General features: G+C 73.0%; 17 protein-coding genes and 1 tRNA gene. 14 read left to right on the top strand and 4 right to left on the bottom strand.

The genetic code is table 11. The annotated features are described in order from the left end of the window. The first annotated feature begins 51 nt into the window (after positions 1-51). The 11 genes from COUCH_RS34385 (at position 52) to COUCH_RS34335 (ending at position 8612) form a co-directional block, all read left to right on the top strand. Positions 52-381 carry a PadR family transcriptional regulator gene (locus COUCH_RS34385; RefSeq protein WP_249609323.1) on the top strand — a complete coding sequence of 110 codons (330 nt, stop codon included), beginning with the start codon at positions 52-54 and terminating at the stop codon, positions 379-381. Beyond that, on the top strand, positions 378-1373 hold the full coding sequence (locus COUCH_RS34380; RefSeq protein ID WP_249609322.1) for an HAAS signaling domain-containing protein: 996 nt from the start codon (positions 378-380) through the stop codon (positions 1371-1373). Before COUCH_RS34385 ends, COUCH_RS34380 begins: the two co-directional genes overlap by 4 nt. A gap of 7 nt (positions 1374-1380) precedes the next feature. After that, positions 1381-1716 (top strand): LppU/SCO3897 family protein, encoded by a 336-nt coding sequence (locus tag COUCH_RS34375; RefSeq protein WP_249609321.1) that lies wholly within the window; start codon positions 1381-1383, stop codon positions 1714-1716. A gap of 24 nt (positions 1717-1740) precedes the next feature. Beyond that, entirely contained in the window at positions 1741-2478 is a 738-nt protein-coding gene (locus COUCH_RS34370) for a uracil-DNA glycosylase (RefSeq protein WP_275980024.1), read from the top strand. 48 nt (positions 2479-2526) lie between these two features. Then, on the top strand, positions 2527-3231 hold the full coding sequence (locus COUCH_RS34365) for a DUF4129 domain-containing protein (RefSeq protein WP_249609320.1): 705 nt from the start codon (positions 2527-2529) through the stop codon (positions 3229-3231). A gap of 82 nt (positions 3232-3313) precedes the next feature. Next, complete coding sequence (locus tag COUCH_RS34360) at positions 3314-3910, top strand: hypothetical protein (protein WP_249609319.1); 597 nt, start codon at positions 3314-3316, stop codon at positions 3908-3910. Between the two features lie 13 nt (positions 3911-3923). Then, positions 3924-4934: an AAA family ATPase gene (locus COUCH_RS34355; RefSeq protein WP_249609318.1), complete on the top strand. Its 1011-nt coding sequence runs from the start codon at positions 3924-3926 to the stop codon at positions 4932-4934. Between the two features lie 20 nt (positions 4935-4954). After that, entirely contained in the window at positions 4955-6298 is a 1344-nt protein-coding gene (locus COUCH_RS34350) for a DUF58 domain-containing protein (protein ID WP_430641019.1), read from the top strand. Between the two features lies 1 nt (position 6299). Further along, positions 6300-6863 (top strand): hypothetical protein, encoded by a 564-nt coding sequence (locus COUCH_RS34345; RefSeq protein WP_249609317.1) that lies wholly within the window; start codon positions 6300-6302, stop codon positions 6861-6863. Between the two features lie 126 nt (positions 6864-6989). Continuing rightward, positions 6990-8339: an NAD(P)/FAD-dependent oxidoreductase gene (locus COUCH_RS34340; RefSeq protein ID WP_249609316.1), complete on the top strand. Its 1350-nt coding sequence runs from the start codon at positions 6990-6992 to the stop codon at positions 8337-8339. A 191-nt stretch (positions 8340-8530) separates the two neighbouring features. Further along, positions 8531-8612: transfer RNA gene (locus COUCH_RS34335), tRNA-Leu, on the top strand. Between the two features lie 98 nt (positions 8613-8710). On the opposite strand, the gene COUCH_RS34330 is transcribed toward COUCH_RS34335, so the two are convergent. Further along, positions 8711-9109, bottom strand: a complete 399-nt coding sequence (locus COUCH_RS34330; protein WP_249609315.1) for a hypothetical protein — start codon at positions 9107-9109, stop codon at positions 8711-8713. Between the two features lie 2 nt (positions 9110-9111). Continuing rightward, positions 9112-9519 carry a hypothetical protein gene (locus tag COUCH_RS34325; RefSeq protein ID WP_249609314.1) on the bottom strand — a complete coding sequence of 136 codons (408 nt, stop codon included), beginning with the start codon at positions 9517-9519 and terminating at the stop codon, positions 9112-9114. Positions 9520-9555: 36 nt separating this feature from the next. Here COUCH_RS34325 and COUCH_RS34320 point away from each other — a divergent pair, with 36 nt between their 5' ends. Both COUCH_RS34320 and COUCH_RS34315 read left to right on the top strand, forming a co-directional pair. After that, positions 9556-12162 carry a CHAT domain-containing protein gene (locus COUCH_RS34320; protein WP_249609313.1) on the top strand — a complete coding sequence of 869 codons (2607 nt, stop codon included), beginning with the start codon at positions 9556-9558 and terminating at the stop codon, positions 12160-12162. Between the two features lie 139 nt (positions 12163-12301). Next, the gene (locus COUCH_RS34315; RefSeq protein WP_249609312.1) at positions 12302-13126 is read left to right on the top strand and encodes a Bax inhibitor-1/YccA family protein; all 825 of its coding nucleotides are present in this window, start codon (positions 12302-12304) and stop codon (positions 13124-13126) included. Between the two features lie 152 nt (positions 13127-13278). Here the strand turns inward: COUCH_RS34315 and COUCH_RS34310 are convergent, their stop codons facing one another. Continuing rightward, on the bottom strand, positions 13279-14511 hold the full coding sequence (locus COUCH_RS34310; protein WP_249609311.1) for an MFS transporter: 1233 nt from the start codon (positions 14509-14511) through the stop codon (positions 13279-13281). A 187-nt stretch (positions 14512-14698) separates the two neighbouring features. On the opposite strand from COUCH_RS34310, the gene COUCH_RS34305 reads away from it, so the two are divergent. Next, a complete protein-coding gene (locus COUCH_RS34305; RefSeq protein ID WP_249609310.1) occupies positions 14699-15010 on the top strand; it encodes a hypothetical protein in 312 nt (103 codons plus the stop codon). Between the two features lie 64 nt (positions 15011-15074). On the opposite strand, the gene COUCH_RS34300 is transcribed toward COUCH_RS34305, so the two are convergent. After that, positions 15075-16319, bottom strand: coding sequence for an acetyl-CoA C-acetyltransferase (locus COUCH_RS34300; protein WP_249609309.1), 1245 nt, complete (start codon positions 16317-16319; stop codon positions 15075-15077). Positions 16320-16369 lie beyond the last annotated feature (50 nt).

The raw sequence follows: 16369 nt of genomic DNA, 5'->3' as shown, positions 1-16369 counted from the left end.
GGCAGCCCATTGATTGGACACTACTTCGCATCGCGCACTACTGTGCTCCCCGTGGATACGACCCAGCTCCTCAAGGGAGTCCTGGATCTTGCCGTCCTCGCCGCCCTCCGCGACGAGGACGGCTACGGTTACGACATCCTGCGCCGCCTGCGCACCGCCGGCCTCGCCGAGGTGGGCGACGCCTCGGTCTACGGCACGCTGCGCCGGTTGTTCAACGCCGGCCTGCTCACCACGTACGTGGTGCCCAGCGTCGAGGGGCCGCACCGCAAGTACTACTCGCTGAACGCCGCCGGGCGGGACGAGTTGCAGCGGTCGGGCAAGATCTGGCACGGGTTCGCATCAACGATGGACGATCTGCTTCGCGAGCGGGAGACGGCGTGAATTCCACGGCTCAGGACGAGATCACCGCGTACGTGTTCGCGGTCCGCGCGGCCCTCGGCGACCTGCCCGAGGCGCAGCGCGACGAGCTGCTCGAGGATCTGACCGAGCACCTGACCGAGGTCATGGCCGACGGCGAGGGGTCGCTCGTCGACCGGCTGGGCAGCCCGGAGGCGTACGCCGCGGAGCTGCGCGGCACGGCGCCGTTCGTGGGTGGCTTCCCCGACCCGCCGCGGTCGGCCAACCCCTTCGCGGAGCTGCGTGAGCAGTTCGTCCCGCAGCTGCGCGAGCACGTCTACCCCCTGCTGCGGGTGGTGGACCAGCGGCTCGGCAAGGTGCTGGGCTACCCGCGCGCCCGGGACTTCTTCGTGCTGTTGCGCCCCGCGTGGTGGGTGCTGCGCGGTTACCTGGCGGCGATGGTGGTGGCGGTGATGCTGGACGGCACCGGGCAGCCGATCGGCCTGCTGCCGCGCATCGGCGGGAGCGACGTGGTGGCGATGTTGCTGCTCGGCGCCGGCGTCCTCGGTTCGATCTGGCTGGGGCGCCGGTCGCTGCGGCTGCGCCGGTGGCCCCGGCTCGCCCTCTATCTGGGGTCGTTCGTGCTGGTCATGGTGGCGTTCTCCGGCTTCGTCGAGGCCGACAGCAGCACCCGGGACTCGTACTACTCGGACGTGAACTACGACAACCCGTACAGCGGCGTGGAGGACGTGTTCGTCTACGACGAGCAGGGGCGCCTGATCGACAACGCTCGCCTGTTCGACCAGAGCGGCCAGCCGATCCACCTGGGCAACGCCGCCTGCTACGACGAGAACGGCAACTACGTCGAGGACGTCTACCCGTACTGTCCGGACCACGCGCCGTTCCGGATGCCCGGCGCCGCTCCCAAGGGTTCCGCGACGCCCACCGCGACGCCCGCCGAGGAGGGCGCAGCGCCGACCAAGACGCCGAGCGCCGGCGCGAAACCGACGACAACGCCGAGCAGCAAGGGTCGTTGAGACCCGTGTGAACAAACTCCTCGGTGCCGCCCTGCTGGCGGCACTGCTGGGTGTGCTGGTCCTGACGGTGTTCCGCGGCGGGGACGAGGCGGCGGACGCGGCTGTCGGCGACTGCCTCGCCGCCCCGGTCACCGTGCGGGTCGACGAGGACGCCGAGGCCGACGCCAAGGTCGTGGGCTGCGGCTCCGCGTACGCCGCGTACACGGTGGTCGGCCGGCTCGACGGCCAGAGCGACCCGCGCAGCACCGCCTGCGAGACGTACTTCCAGGCGAACGAGGAGTACTTCGTCTACAGCAGCACGGCCGGCGACGGCTACCTGCTCTGCCTCACCCGGCGGCGCTGAACCCGCGCGGCGGATACTGGACGGGTGCTCAGCCGTACCCCTGAAGACGTCGCCGCCCACGCGGCCGCCGCGCCGGACCTGACCGTGCTGGACGCCGGCGTCGCGGATTGCTTCGCCTGCCCGCGCCTGGTGACGTGGCGTGAGGAGGTTGCGGCCACGAAGCGTGCCGCGTTCCGGGACTGGACGTACTGGGGACGGCCGATCCCGGGGTTCGGCCCCGCCGACGCGCCGATCGCCATCCTGGGCCTCGCTCCCGCCGCGCACGGCGGCAACCGGACCGGCCGGATCTTCACCGGCGACCGCTCCGGCGACGTGCTCATCGCCGCCATGCACCGGGCCGGCCTGGCGAACCAGCCGACCAGTGTCTCCGCCGACGACGGACTGGAGCTGCTGCACACCCGCATCTTCGCCGCCGTCCGCTGCGCGCCGCCGGACAACAAACCGCTCCCGGTCGAGCGCGACACCTGCGCCCCGTGGATGCGGCGCGAGCTGACCCTGATCAAACCCACGCTGCGGGTGGTGATCGCCCTGGGTGGGTTCGCCTGGGCGGCGTGGTGGCCGGCCCTGACCTCGGTGTACGGCGTGAAGCCGCCGGTGCCCAGGCCCGCGTTCGGGCACGGCGCCCGGGTGTCCGTGCCCGGCGCACCGGACCTGCTGGGCTGCTATCACGTGTCGCAGCAGAACACGTTCACCGGCCGGCTCACCCCGGCCATGCTCGACGACGTCTTCGACAGTGCGAAACGGCTGGCGGGCCTGGCATGATTCGTGTCCTGCCGATTTTCCTCCCGCACACGGATCAGGGCCTGCGCATTGGATCTCGCCGCACTGCGTCGCTGGTGGCCGCTCGCCGCCGTCCTCGGGCTGCTCTTCGTCGCCTCGCTGGCGGCCACCCGGTCGGCGCCGCAGCTGGAGCGGTTCAACCCGGACGCCGCCGGGGCCGCCGCCGAGACCGCCGCGCCGCTGCTGCCGCCGACGCCTGAGGCGGCGAAGACCGCGACCCACGAGCCGGTCGAGGCGGCCCGCGGGCTGCCGGGGTGGGTGGGCACCGCCGCCTGGGTGGTCATCGTGGTGGCCGGGCTGGCGGTGATCCTGCTGGTCGCCTGGGCCGTCGTCCGTGACCGGAGCCGGCGGCGCGTGCGGCGGGGCGCCCGCGGGGCCGTGCCGCGCTCGGACGCCCGGACGGCCGAGGACCTGGTCGCCGCGCTCGACGCCGGCCTGCAGGAGCTGTCCGACACCGACCGCGACCCGCGCCGCGCCGTCATCGCCTGCTGGGTACGCCTCGAGCAGGCCGCGGCCGCCGCCGGCACGCCCCGGCACGCCGGCGACAGCCCCACCGACCTGGTCGCCCGCCTGCTCGCCGAGCAGCGTGTCGAGGCGGCCGTGCTGACACCGTTCGCCGACGTCTACCGCCAGGCCCGGTATGCGACCCACACCGTCGACAACCAGATGCGCCACCAGGCCCGCACCGCGCTGGAACGGCTGCGCGCCGACCTGGGGGCGGGGGCAGCGGCATGAGCGACTGCACCGAACTGCAGCTACCGAGGGTTCCCGACGGCCTGGCCGGTGAGGGCCAGGAGTCCATGCCAATGGAGACACCGTGAGCCGCGACGACGGCGGTCTCGAGGACCTGTTCGCCGGCGCGGTCGAGCGCCCCGTCGAGGAGGCGCCGGAAGCCCCCGCGAAGCCGCGCTCACGGGTCGGCTGGGTGCTGCGCAACGCGCTGCTCGTCGCTGTCGCGACGGCCGTGACCGTGGCGGTGCTGCGCTCGCAGGGCATCAAGGTGTCGGTGCTGCTCGTCGTGGCCGCGTTCGCCGCGTTGCGGCTGCTCATGCTGGCAGTGTCCGAAGTGGCCCCGCCGCCGCCCCCGCGGCCCCGGGGCCGCGCGGGCGAGGAGAGCGCCGACTACCGCTGGGCCGGCAGCGACACGCTGCGCATCGCCGTACGGCGCTGGGAGCAGCAACTGGACTGGTCGCACGACGACGGCGAGCGCTTCTCGCGTATCGTGCTGCCCGCGCTCACCGAGTTGGCCGACGAGCGCCTGCGGCTGCGGCACGGTGTCATCCGCGCCTCGGATCCCCGGCGGGCCCGCGAGCTGCTGGGCGAGCCGCTGTGGCAGGTGCTGCACGACCCGGGACGGCGGCCGCCGAAGGCCCGGGAGATGTCGGCGGTCGTCGACGCACTGGAAAAGATCTGAGAAGGGTGGATCGGTGACGGACGCGAGCGTGGAGGCCCTGCCGCCCTACGAGGTGGGCCGGCTGGCCGGCGCGGTCCTCGACTCGGTCGGCAGCGTGGTGGTGGGCAAGCGGGACGCCCTCGAGCTCGTCCTCGCCGGCATCCTGGCCGGCGGCCACGTGCTGCTGGAGGACCTGCCGGGGCTGGGCAAGACCCTGACCGCCCGCTGCTTCGCGCAGGCGCTCGGGCTCGACTTCCGCCGCCTGCAGTTCACCCCGGACCTGCTGCCCGCGGACGTGACCGGCTCCTTCCTGTACGACCAGCGCAAGGGCGACTTCGCCTTCCGGGCCGGCCCGGTGTTCACGAACATGCTGCTCGCCGACGAGATCAACCGGACGCCGCCGAAGACGCAGGCGGCGCTGCTGGAGGCGATGCAGGAGAAGCAGGTGTCGGTCGAGGGCGTCACGTACCGCCTGGACCCGCCGTTCCACGTGCTCGCCACCGCCAACCCGATCGAGTACGAGGGCACGTACCCGCTGCCTGAGGCCCAGCTGGACCGCTTCATGCTGCGGGTCTCGTTCGGCTACCCGACCCAGGACGAGGAGTGGGACGTGCTGCGCCGGCGCATGTCCCGCCGCCAGGAGGACGCGCAGCTCCCGCCGGTCGTGAACGCCCGCACCCTGCAGGCGATGCAGGGCGCGCTGGAGTCGGTCGCGGTCGAGGACTCGATCGGCCGCTACATCGTGGCGCTGACCGCGGCGACCCGGGAGCACGCGTCGGCGCTGGTCGGCTCGTCGCCGCGTGGCTCGCTGGCCCTGCTCCTGCTCGCCCGGGCCCGCGCGGCGATGGCGGGCCGCGACTACGTGGTGCCGGAGGACGTCAAGGACGTCGCCGTACCCGCCCTCGCGCACCGGATCACGCTGCGGCCGGAGATGTGGCTGCGCCGCGTCGACCCGTCGTTCGTCGTGCAGGAGGTGCTGCAGAACGTGCCGGCGCCGGCCAGCGGCGCGCTGCCGACGTACGCGGGCGGATACGCCGAGCAGTGACACTCATCGACCCGCCGCCGCTGCGGGCCGCGGTGCCTCCGGCCGGGGCGGCGGCCGACGAGGGCTGGGCGGCCCCGGCCTGGGTACCGACCCGCGCCCTGGGCCGTACGGTGCTGCTCACCGGCCTGCTGCTCGTGCTCGGCGTGGCGCTGGGCCGGGTCGACCTCGTGCTGCTGGCCGCGCCGTTCGCGATCGGGGCGGCCATCGGGCTGCGCCGGATGCCCCGGTCCGCGCCGGAGCTGCGGATCGACGCCGACGAGGAGCACATCGTCGAGGGCGGTGCGGTCGCCGCCGCCGTGACCGTCGCCAACCCCGACGTCATCGCGTACGACCTGGTGGTGCTGCGGACCCGCACCTCGCCGTGGCTGGATCTGGAAGACGCCGACCGCCCGTTCGCGGTCTCGGTCGCGCCCGACGGCTGGACGGCGGTCGAGCTGCCCGGGCGGGCGCTGCGCTGGGGCCGGCACGCCGTGGGCCCGGCCGCCGCGCGGGTGGCCGCGTGTGGCGGCCTGCTGGCGTGCCGCCCGGTCGTCGTCCCGGCCCGGGGCGTGCGGGTCTACCCGGAGACGGAACCGTTCGCGGCCACCGAGGCGATGCCCGCGGCGGCCGGCCTGGTCGGCAACCACCGGTCGCGACGGCCGGGCGAGGGCGGCGAGCTCGCGGGGGTACGCCCGTTCGCGCCGGGCGACCGGCTGCGCCGCATCGACTGGCGGGTGTCCCTGCGCACGCGCGATCTGCACGTGGCCTCGACGCTGTCCGACCGCGACGCCGAGGTGCTGCTGCTCCTCGACGTGCTGGGCGAGGCGGGCGCGTCCGGCGGCGTGAAGGGCAAGGCGTCCGTGCTCGACACGACCGTACGAGCGGCCGCCGCGATCGCCGAGCACTACCTCCAGCGCGGCGACCGGGTGTCGCTCGCCGAGTACGGCTCCTCCGCCCGCCGCCTGCGCCCCGCGACCGGCCGCCGGCAGTACCTGACGGTGCTCGAGTGGCTGCTGGACGTCCGCGCGGACACCACGGACAGCGAGCCGTACGAGCACGTCTTCGGCGCCCACAACGTCTCGTCGGACGCCCTCGTGGTGGTCCTGACCCCGCTGGTGGATCCCCGGGCGGCGGACATGCTGGCCGGGCTGGTGCAGACCGGCCGCTACACGGTCGCCGTCGACACGCTGCCGGAGGGCGCCGCGCCGCCGCAGCGCAGCCAGTGGACGCCGCTGGCCACCCGGCTGTGGCGGATGGAACGGGAGAACGTGCTGGGCCGGCTGCGCGAGCACGGCGTGCCCGTGGTGACCTGGGCCGGGGCGGGCAGCCTCGACCTCGTGCTGCGCGACGTGGCCCGGCTGGCCTCCGCGCCCCGGGGGCGCTGACATGTTCGACGGCATCGCGAACCGGTTGGCCCGCACCCGTACGGTCGTCACCCGGGCGACGGTCCTGCCGCTCGTGGTGCGCTGCGGCATCGGGTTGGCCCTCTTCGCCGCGATGACGGTCGCCTGGCCGGTGACGCTGGTGGTCAGCCGCTACCTCGTGCTGCTCGCCCTGGTCGCCGTCTACCCGGCGTTCGCGCCGCGCGGCCGCGGCCCCACGGTGGCGATCGTGACCGTGGTGGCGGGCTGGGTCATCGACACCACCTGGTACGACGCCCGTACGGCGCTGTGGCGGGTGCTGGCCATCGCCACGCTCACGTACGCCGGGCACACCCTGGCCGCGCTCGCGGCGGTGCTGCCGTACGACTCGATGGTGAACGCCGACGTGCTCACCGGCTGGCTGACCCGGGCGGGTCTGACGATCCTGATCTCCGCGGTGCTGACGGTGCTGGCGCTGGGTCTGACCGCCGAGCTCGCCGGCGGCGCGTTCGTCCTGGCGACCTTGGTCGGCCTGGCGGCGGCGGTGGGCCTGGCGCTGTTGCTGAGCCGGCTCCTGCGCCGTCCGTGACCGCCCCCGTGCAGCACGTTCTCAGCGAAATGAAACCGAAATACGGGCGTTACGACTCTTGACTTCCGGGGTTGTCCTTGGTCACAGAACCGGGCACGGGACCGGTTCCGGCGGGACAATGACTATGTGAATCCGCAACGCATCGTGGTCGTCGGGGCAGGACACGTCGGGCTCTACGCGGCTCTGCGCCTGTCGAAGAAGCTGAACGCGCGCCGCGCCGAAGTGATCGTCATCGACCCGCAGCCGCACATGACCTACCAGCCGTTCCTCCCGGAGGCCGCGGCCGGCAACATCTCGCCGCGCCACTCGGTGGTGCCGCTGCGGCGTGAGCTGAAGCGGTGCCACATCGTCTCCGGCGAGGTCACCCGCATCGAGCACGCCCGCCGGACGGTGACCGTGCAGCCGATCGAGGGGCCGGTCAAGGAGATCGCGTACGACCACATCATCGTGGCGCCGGGCTCGGTCTCCCGCACCCTGCCGATCCCCGGCCTGCGCGAGCGCGGCATCGGCTTCAAGACCATCGGCGAGGCCATCTACCTGCGCAACCACATCCTCGACCGGCTGGACGTCGCGGCCGCCACGCCCGATCCCGAGGTGCGCCGGGCGTCGCTGCGGTTCGTCTTCGTCGGCGGCGGCTACGCGGGCGTCGAGGCGCTGGCCGAGATGGAGGACGTGGTCCGCGACGGCCTCAAGTACTACCCCGAGCTCGACAAGGAAGAGGTCCGCTTCATCCTCGTCGAGGCGTCCAACCGGATCCTGCCCGAGGTCGGCCCGGAGATGGGCGCGTACGCTGCCCGCCAGCTGCAGAAGCGCGGCATCGACATCCGCCTCGAGACCCGCATGGAGTCCTGCGTCGACGGCGAGGTCCACCTCTCCGACGGCGAGGTGTTCCGGAGCGAGACGATCGTCTGGACCGCCGGCGTCAAGCCGTCGCCGATGCTCGACCACACCGACCTGCCGCGTGGCCCCCGCGGGCACATCACCTGCCTGCCGACCCTGCAGGTCGTCGACGGCGACCGGGTCCTGGACGGCGCCTGGGCGGCCGGCGACTGCGCGCAGGTCCCCGACCTGACCAACCCGGGCGGCTGGTGCTCGCCGAGCGCCCAGCACGCCGTCCGGCAGGCCGGGGTGCTGGCCGACAACATCCGCCAGGTCGTCTACGGCGGCACCCCGAAGGACTACAAGCACAAGTACGCCGGCAGCGTCGCCAGCCTCGGCCTCTACAAGGGCGTGGCGAAGATCTACGGCGTGAAGCTCAAGGGCTTCCCGGCGTGGCTCATGCACCGGACGTACCACATGAGCCGCATCCCGTCGTTCAACCGCAAGGTCCGCGTCCTCGCCGACTGGACGCTGGCATTCGTGCTCAAACGCGAGGTCATCTCCCTGGGACAGCTGCACGAGCCCCGCGAGGAGTTCACCGACGTGACCCCGCCGCTGGCGGACGAGCGCGAACCGGTGGGCGCCGGCCGCCGCTGACGGCCTGTCCCGCCCGGCTCGCTGCCGGGCGGGATTTCGCGTCCTCGAGCGGTTCGCTCCATCCATGCCCGGTTCCGCCCGGCCGTCCGATCCCGGCGGTCCCGTCGCCCGGAGCGTGATCCTTCCTATTTCGGCCGATCCGGCGTCGTGCCGGCTGGTCCGTACCGGCTACGGTGAGCATCAGCGCACCGGCCCGGGTGGTGGAACGGCAGACACGGCCGCCTTAAAAGCGGCTGCCCAAAAGGCGTGCGGGTTCGAGACCCGCCCCGGGCACCCTGAAGATCCGCACCGAGATCATCGGCCGCTGGTTGGGGTCCGTTGCGTGCCCCACCCCAGGCACACACGGCGGCCGGCGGTCCCGCCCACCGCGGTCACGCCGGCACCGCCGCGACCATCGCCCGGCCGATGGCGTTCTTCCGCCGGTTCACGACGCCGGCGAAGTTCACCAGCGCTCCCAGGTAGATGACGGTCTCGGACGCCCACATCGACACCTCCGAGCCGCCGTTCTCCCGCGGCCGGATGGTGATCGACATGGTGATGCCCCGATGGATACCCCGCCGGCGCATGTTGATCGTGCCGGGGCCGGCGGTGGAGGTCCACAGCACGGCGCGGGGCCCGGTGAACGCCTCCTGGGTGACGCGGGCCGCCTCGTTCGGGCTGAGCGGCGTGTCGACGACCGTTGTCGCCACCGCCCGGCGTGTTTCGACCAATTGCCAGGCGAAGATGCCGATCGGGCCGGCCACCGCGAGGAAACAGAGAAAGCCTTCCATCGTCAGGTCCTTTCAGGAGGGTTGCGGAGTTCTTGGACGCGTTCCCACTCGTAACCGGTGAAGCGGGCGCCGGGCAGGCCCCGCGCCTGTTTGACGGCGATGCCGGCGTCGACCAGGACCAGCGCGCCGGGGATGTCCAATGCGTCGCCGCCGTAGATCTCCCACACCACGCCGGCGGCGCCGAGAGTCGCGAAGCCGCCGCGATCGTGCTCGACCAGCGCGGCCAGGTCGGCGAGGAAGCCGTCCCGGTCCCGCTCGGCGTCCTCCATGAGCTGCGCGATGCGGTCCCACAGCGCGCCGGGCTCGACCCGGCTGGTGAACGAGTCGAGCCGGAAACGGCCGAGGGTCTCCAGCCACGGCAGCATGTCGGCCGGGAACCGGGACCGGGGAGTGCGGCGGAACAGTCGCATGCCCCTGTCTGACGGACCGGTCCGTCAGAGAACGGCATGCCGCGAACCTCGTACGGCTATCAGTCGCCACGCCCCGCCCGGGTACGCGGTTGGTACTGCACCAGCGACCTGTGCGGGGTACGCCGGGAGTCGCCGCCCGCCTCCTGGCCGTACGCGTGCCCCGAGTGCGGGCATCCGGCCGATCCCTGGTTCGCCGAGCCGTGGGAGCACGAGGCGGCGATCTACGAGTACCGCCACCGTGCCGTGCACGACATCGATCCGGTACGGCGACAAATGGCGGAGGCTCAGGCGCACGTCTGGGCGTACAAGGATGCCGGCCTGCGCGGCGACCGAGCCGGGTTGCGGGACGCGTGGCGGGCTTGGTGCAAGTTGCCGGAACCCTTCTTCCTCCCGCTCACCATGGTCATGCTCGCTGCGGACTTCGAGGACTTCGACGGCGCGGCCGAGTACGTGCTCGAGCGTCATCCGCTGGTCGACACCCGCGACCTTCAGGAGCACAACCAGCGTCGCACCGAGGCACGCAACTTCCTCTCCATGTGCATCGAGCTGCTCGAACGTGAGTCCTTCGCCGGGCACCCGCGCGAGGCCGAGATCGACGCCGCGATGCGCGACATCGCCCGGCGCGCCGCCGACGTGCTGACGGACCATCACCAGCGGGGCTTCCAGCGGATCCGGGAGCTGCGCGACCGCCGCCGCTTCCGGGCGGCGCTCCGCCGCACCCGGGCGGAACGGGTCGAGGGCCTGCCGCCTGTCGGCGACCCGGAGGGGAACGCGGCGATCGAGCGCGCCGACCTGCACGACGACTTCGGCCCGCTGGACGACCTGATCGCACGTCGGGGGACTGCCCTTCTGCGCGCCCGGCGGCACGTGCTCCGCGGTGACCTGCGGGCCGCTCTCGGCGAGCTGACGGACCATCGGCCGGAAACACTCGCGACCCGCGGTCTGCTGGTCGCTCGCGAGGACCTGGATCGCGGCACCGACCTGTGCCGTGCGGGCCGCCGCGCCGGCCGCACCTGGTGGCGCCGCACGACGCCGGCCGACGGCCCGCTGGCCCGGCTGCTCCTCGTGCGTGCGCTGAGCTCCGGGGGCGGCGACCTCGCGGAGGCGGTCCGGCTGGTCCGGCACGTGGACGATCCGCTGCTGCGCCAGGAGGTGCTCGCCGCCCGGGACGCGCTGACCGGCCGCGGGTCCGCCGAGCGCCGCCAGGTGGCCTGGCGTACGGCGGCGGACGCGCCCGGCAGCCCGGCCGCCCTGGCCCGTCTCGCCCTGGCGTGGGCCGAGTGGGCCGCCGGCACCGGCGTGCCCGGGTTCGCCGCCGAGGCGTACGAACGCCTTGTCGCGCTGGCCGCCCGGGACGCCACCGGGCGTCAGGGCACCGCAGCCCGGGACCGGGTCCTGCTCGCCGCCCAGGAGTACGCCGAGGAGGCCGGCTACTGGCTCGCCCGCGCCGGCCGCTTCCGGGAGGCGGTGCTGGCGCTCGAGCGGGGCCGTGCTGTCGCCCTGTCGTCGGGGGAGGGCGAGGTCGGCTACGAGGACATCACCGCGCAGACCGGCGACGGCGCCATCGTCTACCTGGCGGCGGCGCATGCCGGTGGCTATGCCCTGGTGGTGGCCGCCACGCACGACCCGCAGTACATCGATCTGCCCGGCCTCGACCGCCCCACGGTCGCGGCGTTGACCAGTGGGGAGCCGGACCCGGCCGGCTTCTCGACCCGCCTGGCACGCGACCTCACGCCGCCCGCTCCGGCTGTCACGGACCCGATGACCGAGGGCCTCCGGCTGCTGTGGCGCGACGGCCTGCGCGACGTCGTCCTGCTGAGCGCCCGCGGCCGGGTGGTCACGCTGATCCCGATCGGCCTGCTCACCCTGCTGCCGCTGCACGCGGCCGGCGGACCGGCCCAGGACGGCGACCACTGGCACATCGCCCGGTTCTCGGCGATCCGGTACGCCCCGAACGTCCGTACCCTGGCCCGCTGCCGAGCGAGCGCCGCGCGGCTGAGGACGAGCGAGCAGACCCTCCTGGCCGTCGACGCCCCGGACGGCCACGGCAGCCACCTACAGCACGTGGCCCGGGAGACGACCGAGGTGACCCGGCGCTGGACAGGCCGGGCGGCGACAGCGGTGCACGGGTGCACCTGGGCGGAGTTCCGCGACGCCGCCGAACGGCACACCGTCTGGCATCTGGCCTGTCACGGCGACGCGGAGCCGGAGGACATCTACGCCAGCCGGCTGTTCTTCGCCGACCGCGCGGTGACGCTCGCCGAGGTGGCCGCCGGTCTGGAACCCCACCCGCGCCGCCTGGCCGTGCTGTCCGCCTGCCACACCAACCTGGTCGGCTCGGCCCTGCCGAACGAGGTGGTCGGCCTGCCGTCGGCGCTGCTGCAGCTCGGGTTCGCCGGAGTGATCGCCACCGGCTGGGCGGTGGACGACCTGGCCACCACCTACCTGATGACTGCTTTCTACCGTTTCTGGTGCGCCGACGGCGACGAGCCGGCCGTGGCCCTCCACCGGGCCCGGCACTGGTTGCGCACCGCCACCCGCGCTGATCTGGTCGTGATGATCCCGGAGGTGGTGCCCCCGCCCGGAGACCATGCGTACGCCGAACCGCGATTCTGGGCGGCGTTCGCGTACACCGGCGCATGAGGAGCCCGCAGGTACCTGGCTCGAGCGGGCTTTTTCAGGTCGTTCACAGGTTCCCCAGGCGGTTTTGTGCTGGTCGTGGGCATACCCTGGGATAAGCACGACCCCTACGTGCCTCAACCTCAAAGGGAGGCTGGACACAGTGAGAACTTCGAACCCGGTGCTCTCGCGCCTCGGCCAGGCGGCCGAGCGGGAGCGCTCGACCGGATACGGACCGTACGGACCGACCGCCGGTCAGCCGGGTTACGGTCAGCCGTACCCGTCGGGCCCGGGCTTCCCGGAAGCGGCCCCCGCGGTGCAGCCCATGACGATCGACGACGTCGTCGTCAAGACCGTGACGTTGCTGGGCATCACCGGCGTCTCCGCGGTCGCGGCCTGGAACCTCATCCCGCAGAGCCTGCTCGGCGCGGCGTGGATCGGCGCGGCCGTCGTCGGGCTGGTGCTCGGCTTCATCATCAGCTTCAGCCGGATGGCCAACCCCGCGCTGGTCGTCGCGTACGCGGTGGTCGAGGGCGCCTTCGTCGGCCTGGTCAGCAAGTTCTTCCAGGAGATCGCCGGCTACCAGGGCATCGTCCTGCAGGCGGTGGTCGCCACGTTCGGCGTTTTCTTCCTCATGGCGTTCCTGTACCGCGCCCGCGTGATCCGCGCGACGCCGAAGTTCCAGCGCGGCATGATCGCCGTCATGGGTGGCCTCTTCGCGGTCATGCTGATCAACCTGGTGCTCTCGCTCTTCGGCGTGCACACCGGCCTGCGTGACAACGGCGCGCTCGGCATCATCTTCAGCATCGTCTGCATCGTGGTCGCCTCGCTGAGCTTCATCCTCAGCTTCAACGAGATCGAGGAGGGGGTCCGGATGGGCCTCCCGCAGCGGTACTCGTGGACGGCGGCCTTCGGCATCCTCGTCAGCCTCATCTGGCTGTACATCGAGATCCTGCGGCTGCTCAGCTTCCTGCAGGGCGACGACTGACCCCGCCGGGACGACCCCGGCACCACGGAACGCCCGGCCCGCACCCGCGGACCGGGCGTTCCGCTGTCCCGCGCCCCCGCTGTCCCGCGCCCCCGCCCGCCGGCGCCTGCGGCGAGCACCCGACGGCGGCGAGGCGGCGAGGGGTCGGCCCGTCACGGCGGCGGCGAGGGGAGGCTCCGTCCGAGCCGGGCGAGCGGGGAAAGCGCCATCAGGACGGGCGACAGCAGCATGCCCGCCCCCGTGACCACCAGCGCCATCCGTAGCCCCGCGTGTGCGGCGAGGAGGCCGCCGGCCAGCGACCCGATCGGCGCGAGACCCATGCCGGCGAAGGAGATCGTGGCCGTCACCCGGCCCTGCAGCGCGCTCGGGGTCAGCGCCTGCCGGACGGCCATGATCGTGACGTTGACCAGCTGGCCCAGGGCGCCGAAGACGAGGTTCACCGCCACCAGGGCGAGGATCGTCCGCGCCGATCCGCCGTGCAGCGCCGGCACGCACAGCATCACGCCATCGCCCACGGCCGCGGCGACGAGCAGCACCGGGCCGTACCCGAGGCGGCTCGGCAGGCGCGCGGCCAGCAGCGAGCCGATCAGGGCGCCCGGCCCGGTCGCGGCGAGCGTCAGTCCGATGGCCGCTGCGGACAGGTGCAGCTCGCGCGGCAGGAACAGCAGGTAGGCCGTCATCGTGGCGGCGAGGAAGAACTGGAACGCCGCCGAGGCGAGGCACACCGTACGCAGCGACGCGTCGCCGGCCACGAAGCGCAGGCCCTCGCGGATCCGCGGGCGGCGTTGCGCGCGTGGCGGCAGTTCCTCGAAGCGACTCATGCGGGCGATGGACAGGAACGACGCCACGAAGAACACGGCACCGGCCGCGACGGCGGCGGGTGCGGACAGCACGGAGGTCATCGCGCCGCCGAGGGCGGGACCGCCGATCTGGGCGGCCGAGCGGCTGGCCTCGACCGCGCTGTTCGCCCGCAGCAGGTCCTCGCGCCGGACCAGGCGGACCAGGCCGGCCTGGTAGGCGACGTCGAAGAGCACCGACAGGGCGCCGACCACGAAGGCCACCACCAGCAGAGCTGTCAGACTCAGCCCGCTCATCAGGGCCGCCACGGCGGCCCCGCCGAGCACGAGCGCACGGCCGAGGTCGGTGAGGGTCATGACGGTACGGGTCCGCCACCTGTCCACCCACACGCCGGCGAACAGGGTGAGCAGCAGCTGCGGCGCCTGCCCGACCGCGCGCAGGAGGCCCAGCTGGTCGGCGCCGACCTGCAGGGTGAGGACGGCGAGCAGCGGCAGGACCGTCAGGCTCGTCTGCTCGCCCAGCTGGGAGGCGGTCTGACCGGCCCAGAACGTACGGAAGTCGGAGGTAGCGGTTCGAAGAGCGGGCACAGTCATCCCTTGGATTGGCTGCGGACAAGGCCCACCGGCCGTCGAAGGGCGGATGGGGGCGCTCGCTGTGCCGCGCAATTCAGGGCAGCACGCGATGACAGGCCGATGACGGCCTCAACGGTCAACGCGTGCTCAACGACCGGGCATGTGTCAGACCTTAACCGGTGCGCGCCGATAGGGTTGCCCCGTGTCTGCCGAAGAACTCCGCGTCGCGATCCAGCGCCTGCTCAGCCAGGTCGGCCACTGGGAGACCGGCCGGTGGGAGGCCGCCGGGCCGTCCGGCACCCGCGCCGATCACGTGTACGGGCTGGTCCAGCGCCTCGCCGACCTGGGTGCGCACGCGGAACACCGCACCCCGCGGCCGGTGCCCCGGGAGCCGGACATGGTCCTGCCCGACCAGCTGCGCGTGATGACCGACGACCTGCTCGCGGCGGGCGCCCCGGACGACGTCCTGGCTCGTGCGGTGGCCGACGTGCTCGCCGTACGCAAGGCATTGTGAGATCCGCCGGGCCCGGCGCGTCGAGCGCAGCCGGACCCGGCGGACGTTTCGGGAGGCGCCGACGTCAGCTCAGGCGCTCGAGCACCATCGCCATGCCCTGGCCGCCGCCGACGCACATCGTCTCGAGGCCGATGCTCTTGTCGTGCCAGTCCAGCGAGTTCAGCAGCGTGCCGGTGATGCGGGCGCCGGTCATGCCGAACGGGTGACCGACCGCGATCGCGCCGCCGTTGACGTTGAGCTTCTCGATCGGGATGCCGAGGTCCTGGTACGACGGGATGACCTGGGCCGCGAACGCCTCGTTGATCTCGACCAGGTCGACGTCGCCGATGCCCATGCCGGCCCGCTTCAGCGCCTGCTTGGACGCCTCGACCGGGCCGAGGCCCATGATCTCCGGGGAGAGCGCGGTGACGCCCGTGGAGACGATCCGGGCCAGCGGCGTGATGCCCAGCTCGCGGGCCTTGGTGTCGCTCATGATGACCACGGCCGCGGCGCCGTCGTTCAGCGGGCAGCAGTTGCCGGCGGTGACCCGGCCGTCGGGGCGGAACACCGGCTTGAGGCCGGCCACGCCCTCCATCGTCACGCCGGGGCGGGGTCCGTCGTCGACCGAGACGACCGTGCCGTCCGGGGTGGTCACCGGCGTGATCTCCCGGGCCCAGAAGCCGTTCGCGATGGCCTTCTCGGCGAGGTTCTGGCTGCGTACGCCGAACTCGTCCATCTCCTCGCGGGAGACGCCCTTGAGCTGCGCCAGGTTCTCGGCGGTCTGGCCCATCGCGATGTAGATGTCCGGGACCTTGCCGTCCTCGCGCGGGTCGTGCCAGGTGCGGCCGCCCTGCGCGTACTCGGCGGTGCGGGCGCGGGCCTCGTCGAACTGCGGGTTCTCCCAGCCGCCGCCGACCAGCGCCTGCGCCTCGGAGGGCAGGCCGTCGGAGCTGCCGCGGGCGAACCGGGACACGGTCTCGACGCCGGCCGAGACGAAGATGTCGCCCTCGCCGGCCTTGATCGCGTGGAACGCCATCCGGGTGGTCTGCAGCGACGAGGAGCAGTACCGGGTGACGGTCGCGCCGGGCAGGCCGTCCAGGCCGAGCTTGGTGGCGACCACGCGGGCCATGTTGAAGCCCTGCTCGCCGCCGGGCAGGCCGCAGCCCAGGTAGAGGTCCTCGATGAGGGTCCGGTCGAGCTCCGGCACCTTGGCCAGCGCGGCGTCGACGATGGTGGTGGCGAGGTCGTCCGGGCGCAGATCCTTCAGCGACCCTTTGACGGCGCGGCCGATCGGGGAGCGGGCGGTGGCGACGATGACGGCTTCCGGCATGGACCCACGTTAACGCGCCGGTAACTTATGGCGGTAGCGCAAGTTCGTCA

Origin of the sequence: Couchioplanes caeruleus, from assembly GCF_023499255.1 — a bacterium.
Classification (GTDB): domain Bacteria; phylum Actinomycetota; class Actinomycetes; order Mycobacteriales; family Micromonosporaceae; genus Actinoplanes; species Actinoplanes caeruleus_A.
This window is presented reverse-complemented; position numbering and strand designations above follow the sequence as displayed.

Excerpts from the sequence above, each read along its gene's own strand:
- COUCH_RS34345 (WP_249609317.1), top strand. The coding sequence starts at position 6,300 with ATGTTCGACGGCATCGCGAACCGGTTGGCCCGCACCCGTACGGTCGTC.
- COUCH_RS34330 (WP_249609315.1), bottom strand. The coding sequence starts at position 9,109 with ATGGAAGGCTTTCTCTGTTTCCTCGCGGTGGCCGGCCCGATCGGCATC.
- COUCH_RS34325 (WP_249609314.1), bottom strand. The coding sequence starts at position 9,519 with ATGCGACTGTTCCGCCGCACTCCCCGGTCCCGGTTCCCGGCCGACATG.
- COUCH_RS34320 (WP_249609313.1), top strand. The coding sequence starts at position 9,556 with ATGCCGCGAACCTCGTACGGCTATCAGTCGCCACGCCCCGCCCGGGTA.
- COUCH_RS34300 (WP_249609309.1), bottom strand. The coding sequence starts at position 16,319 with ATGCCGGAAGCCGTCATCGTCGCCACCGCCCGCTCCCCGATCGGCCGC.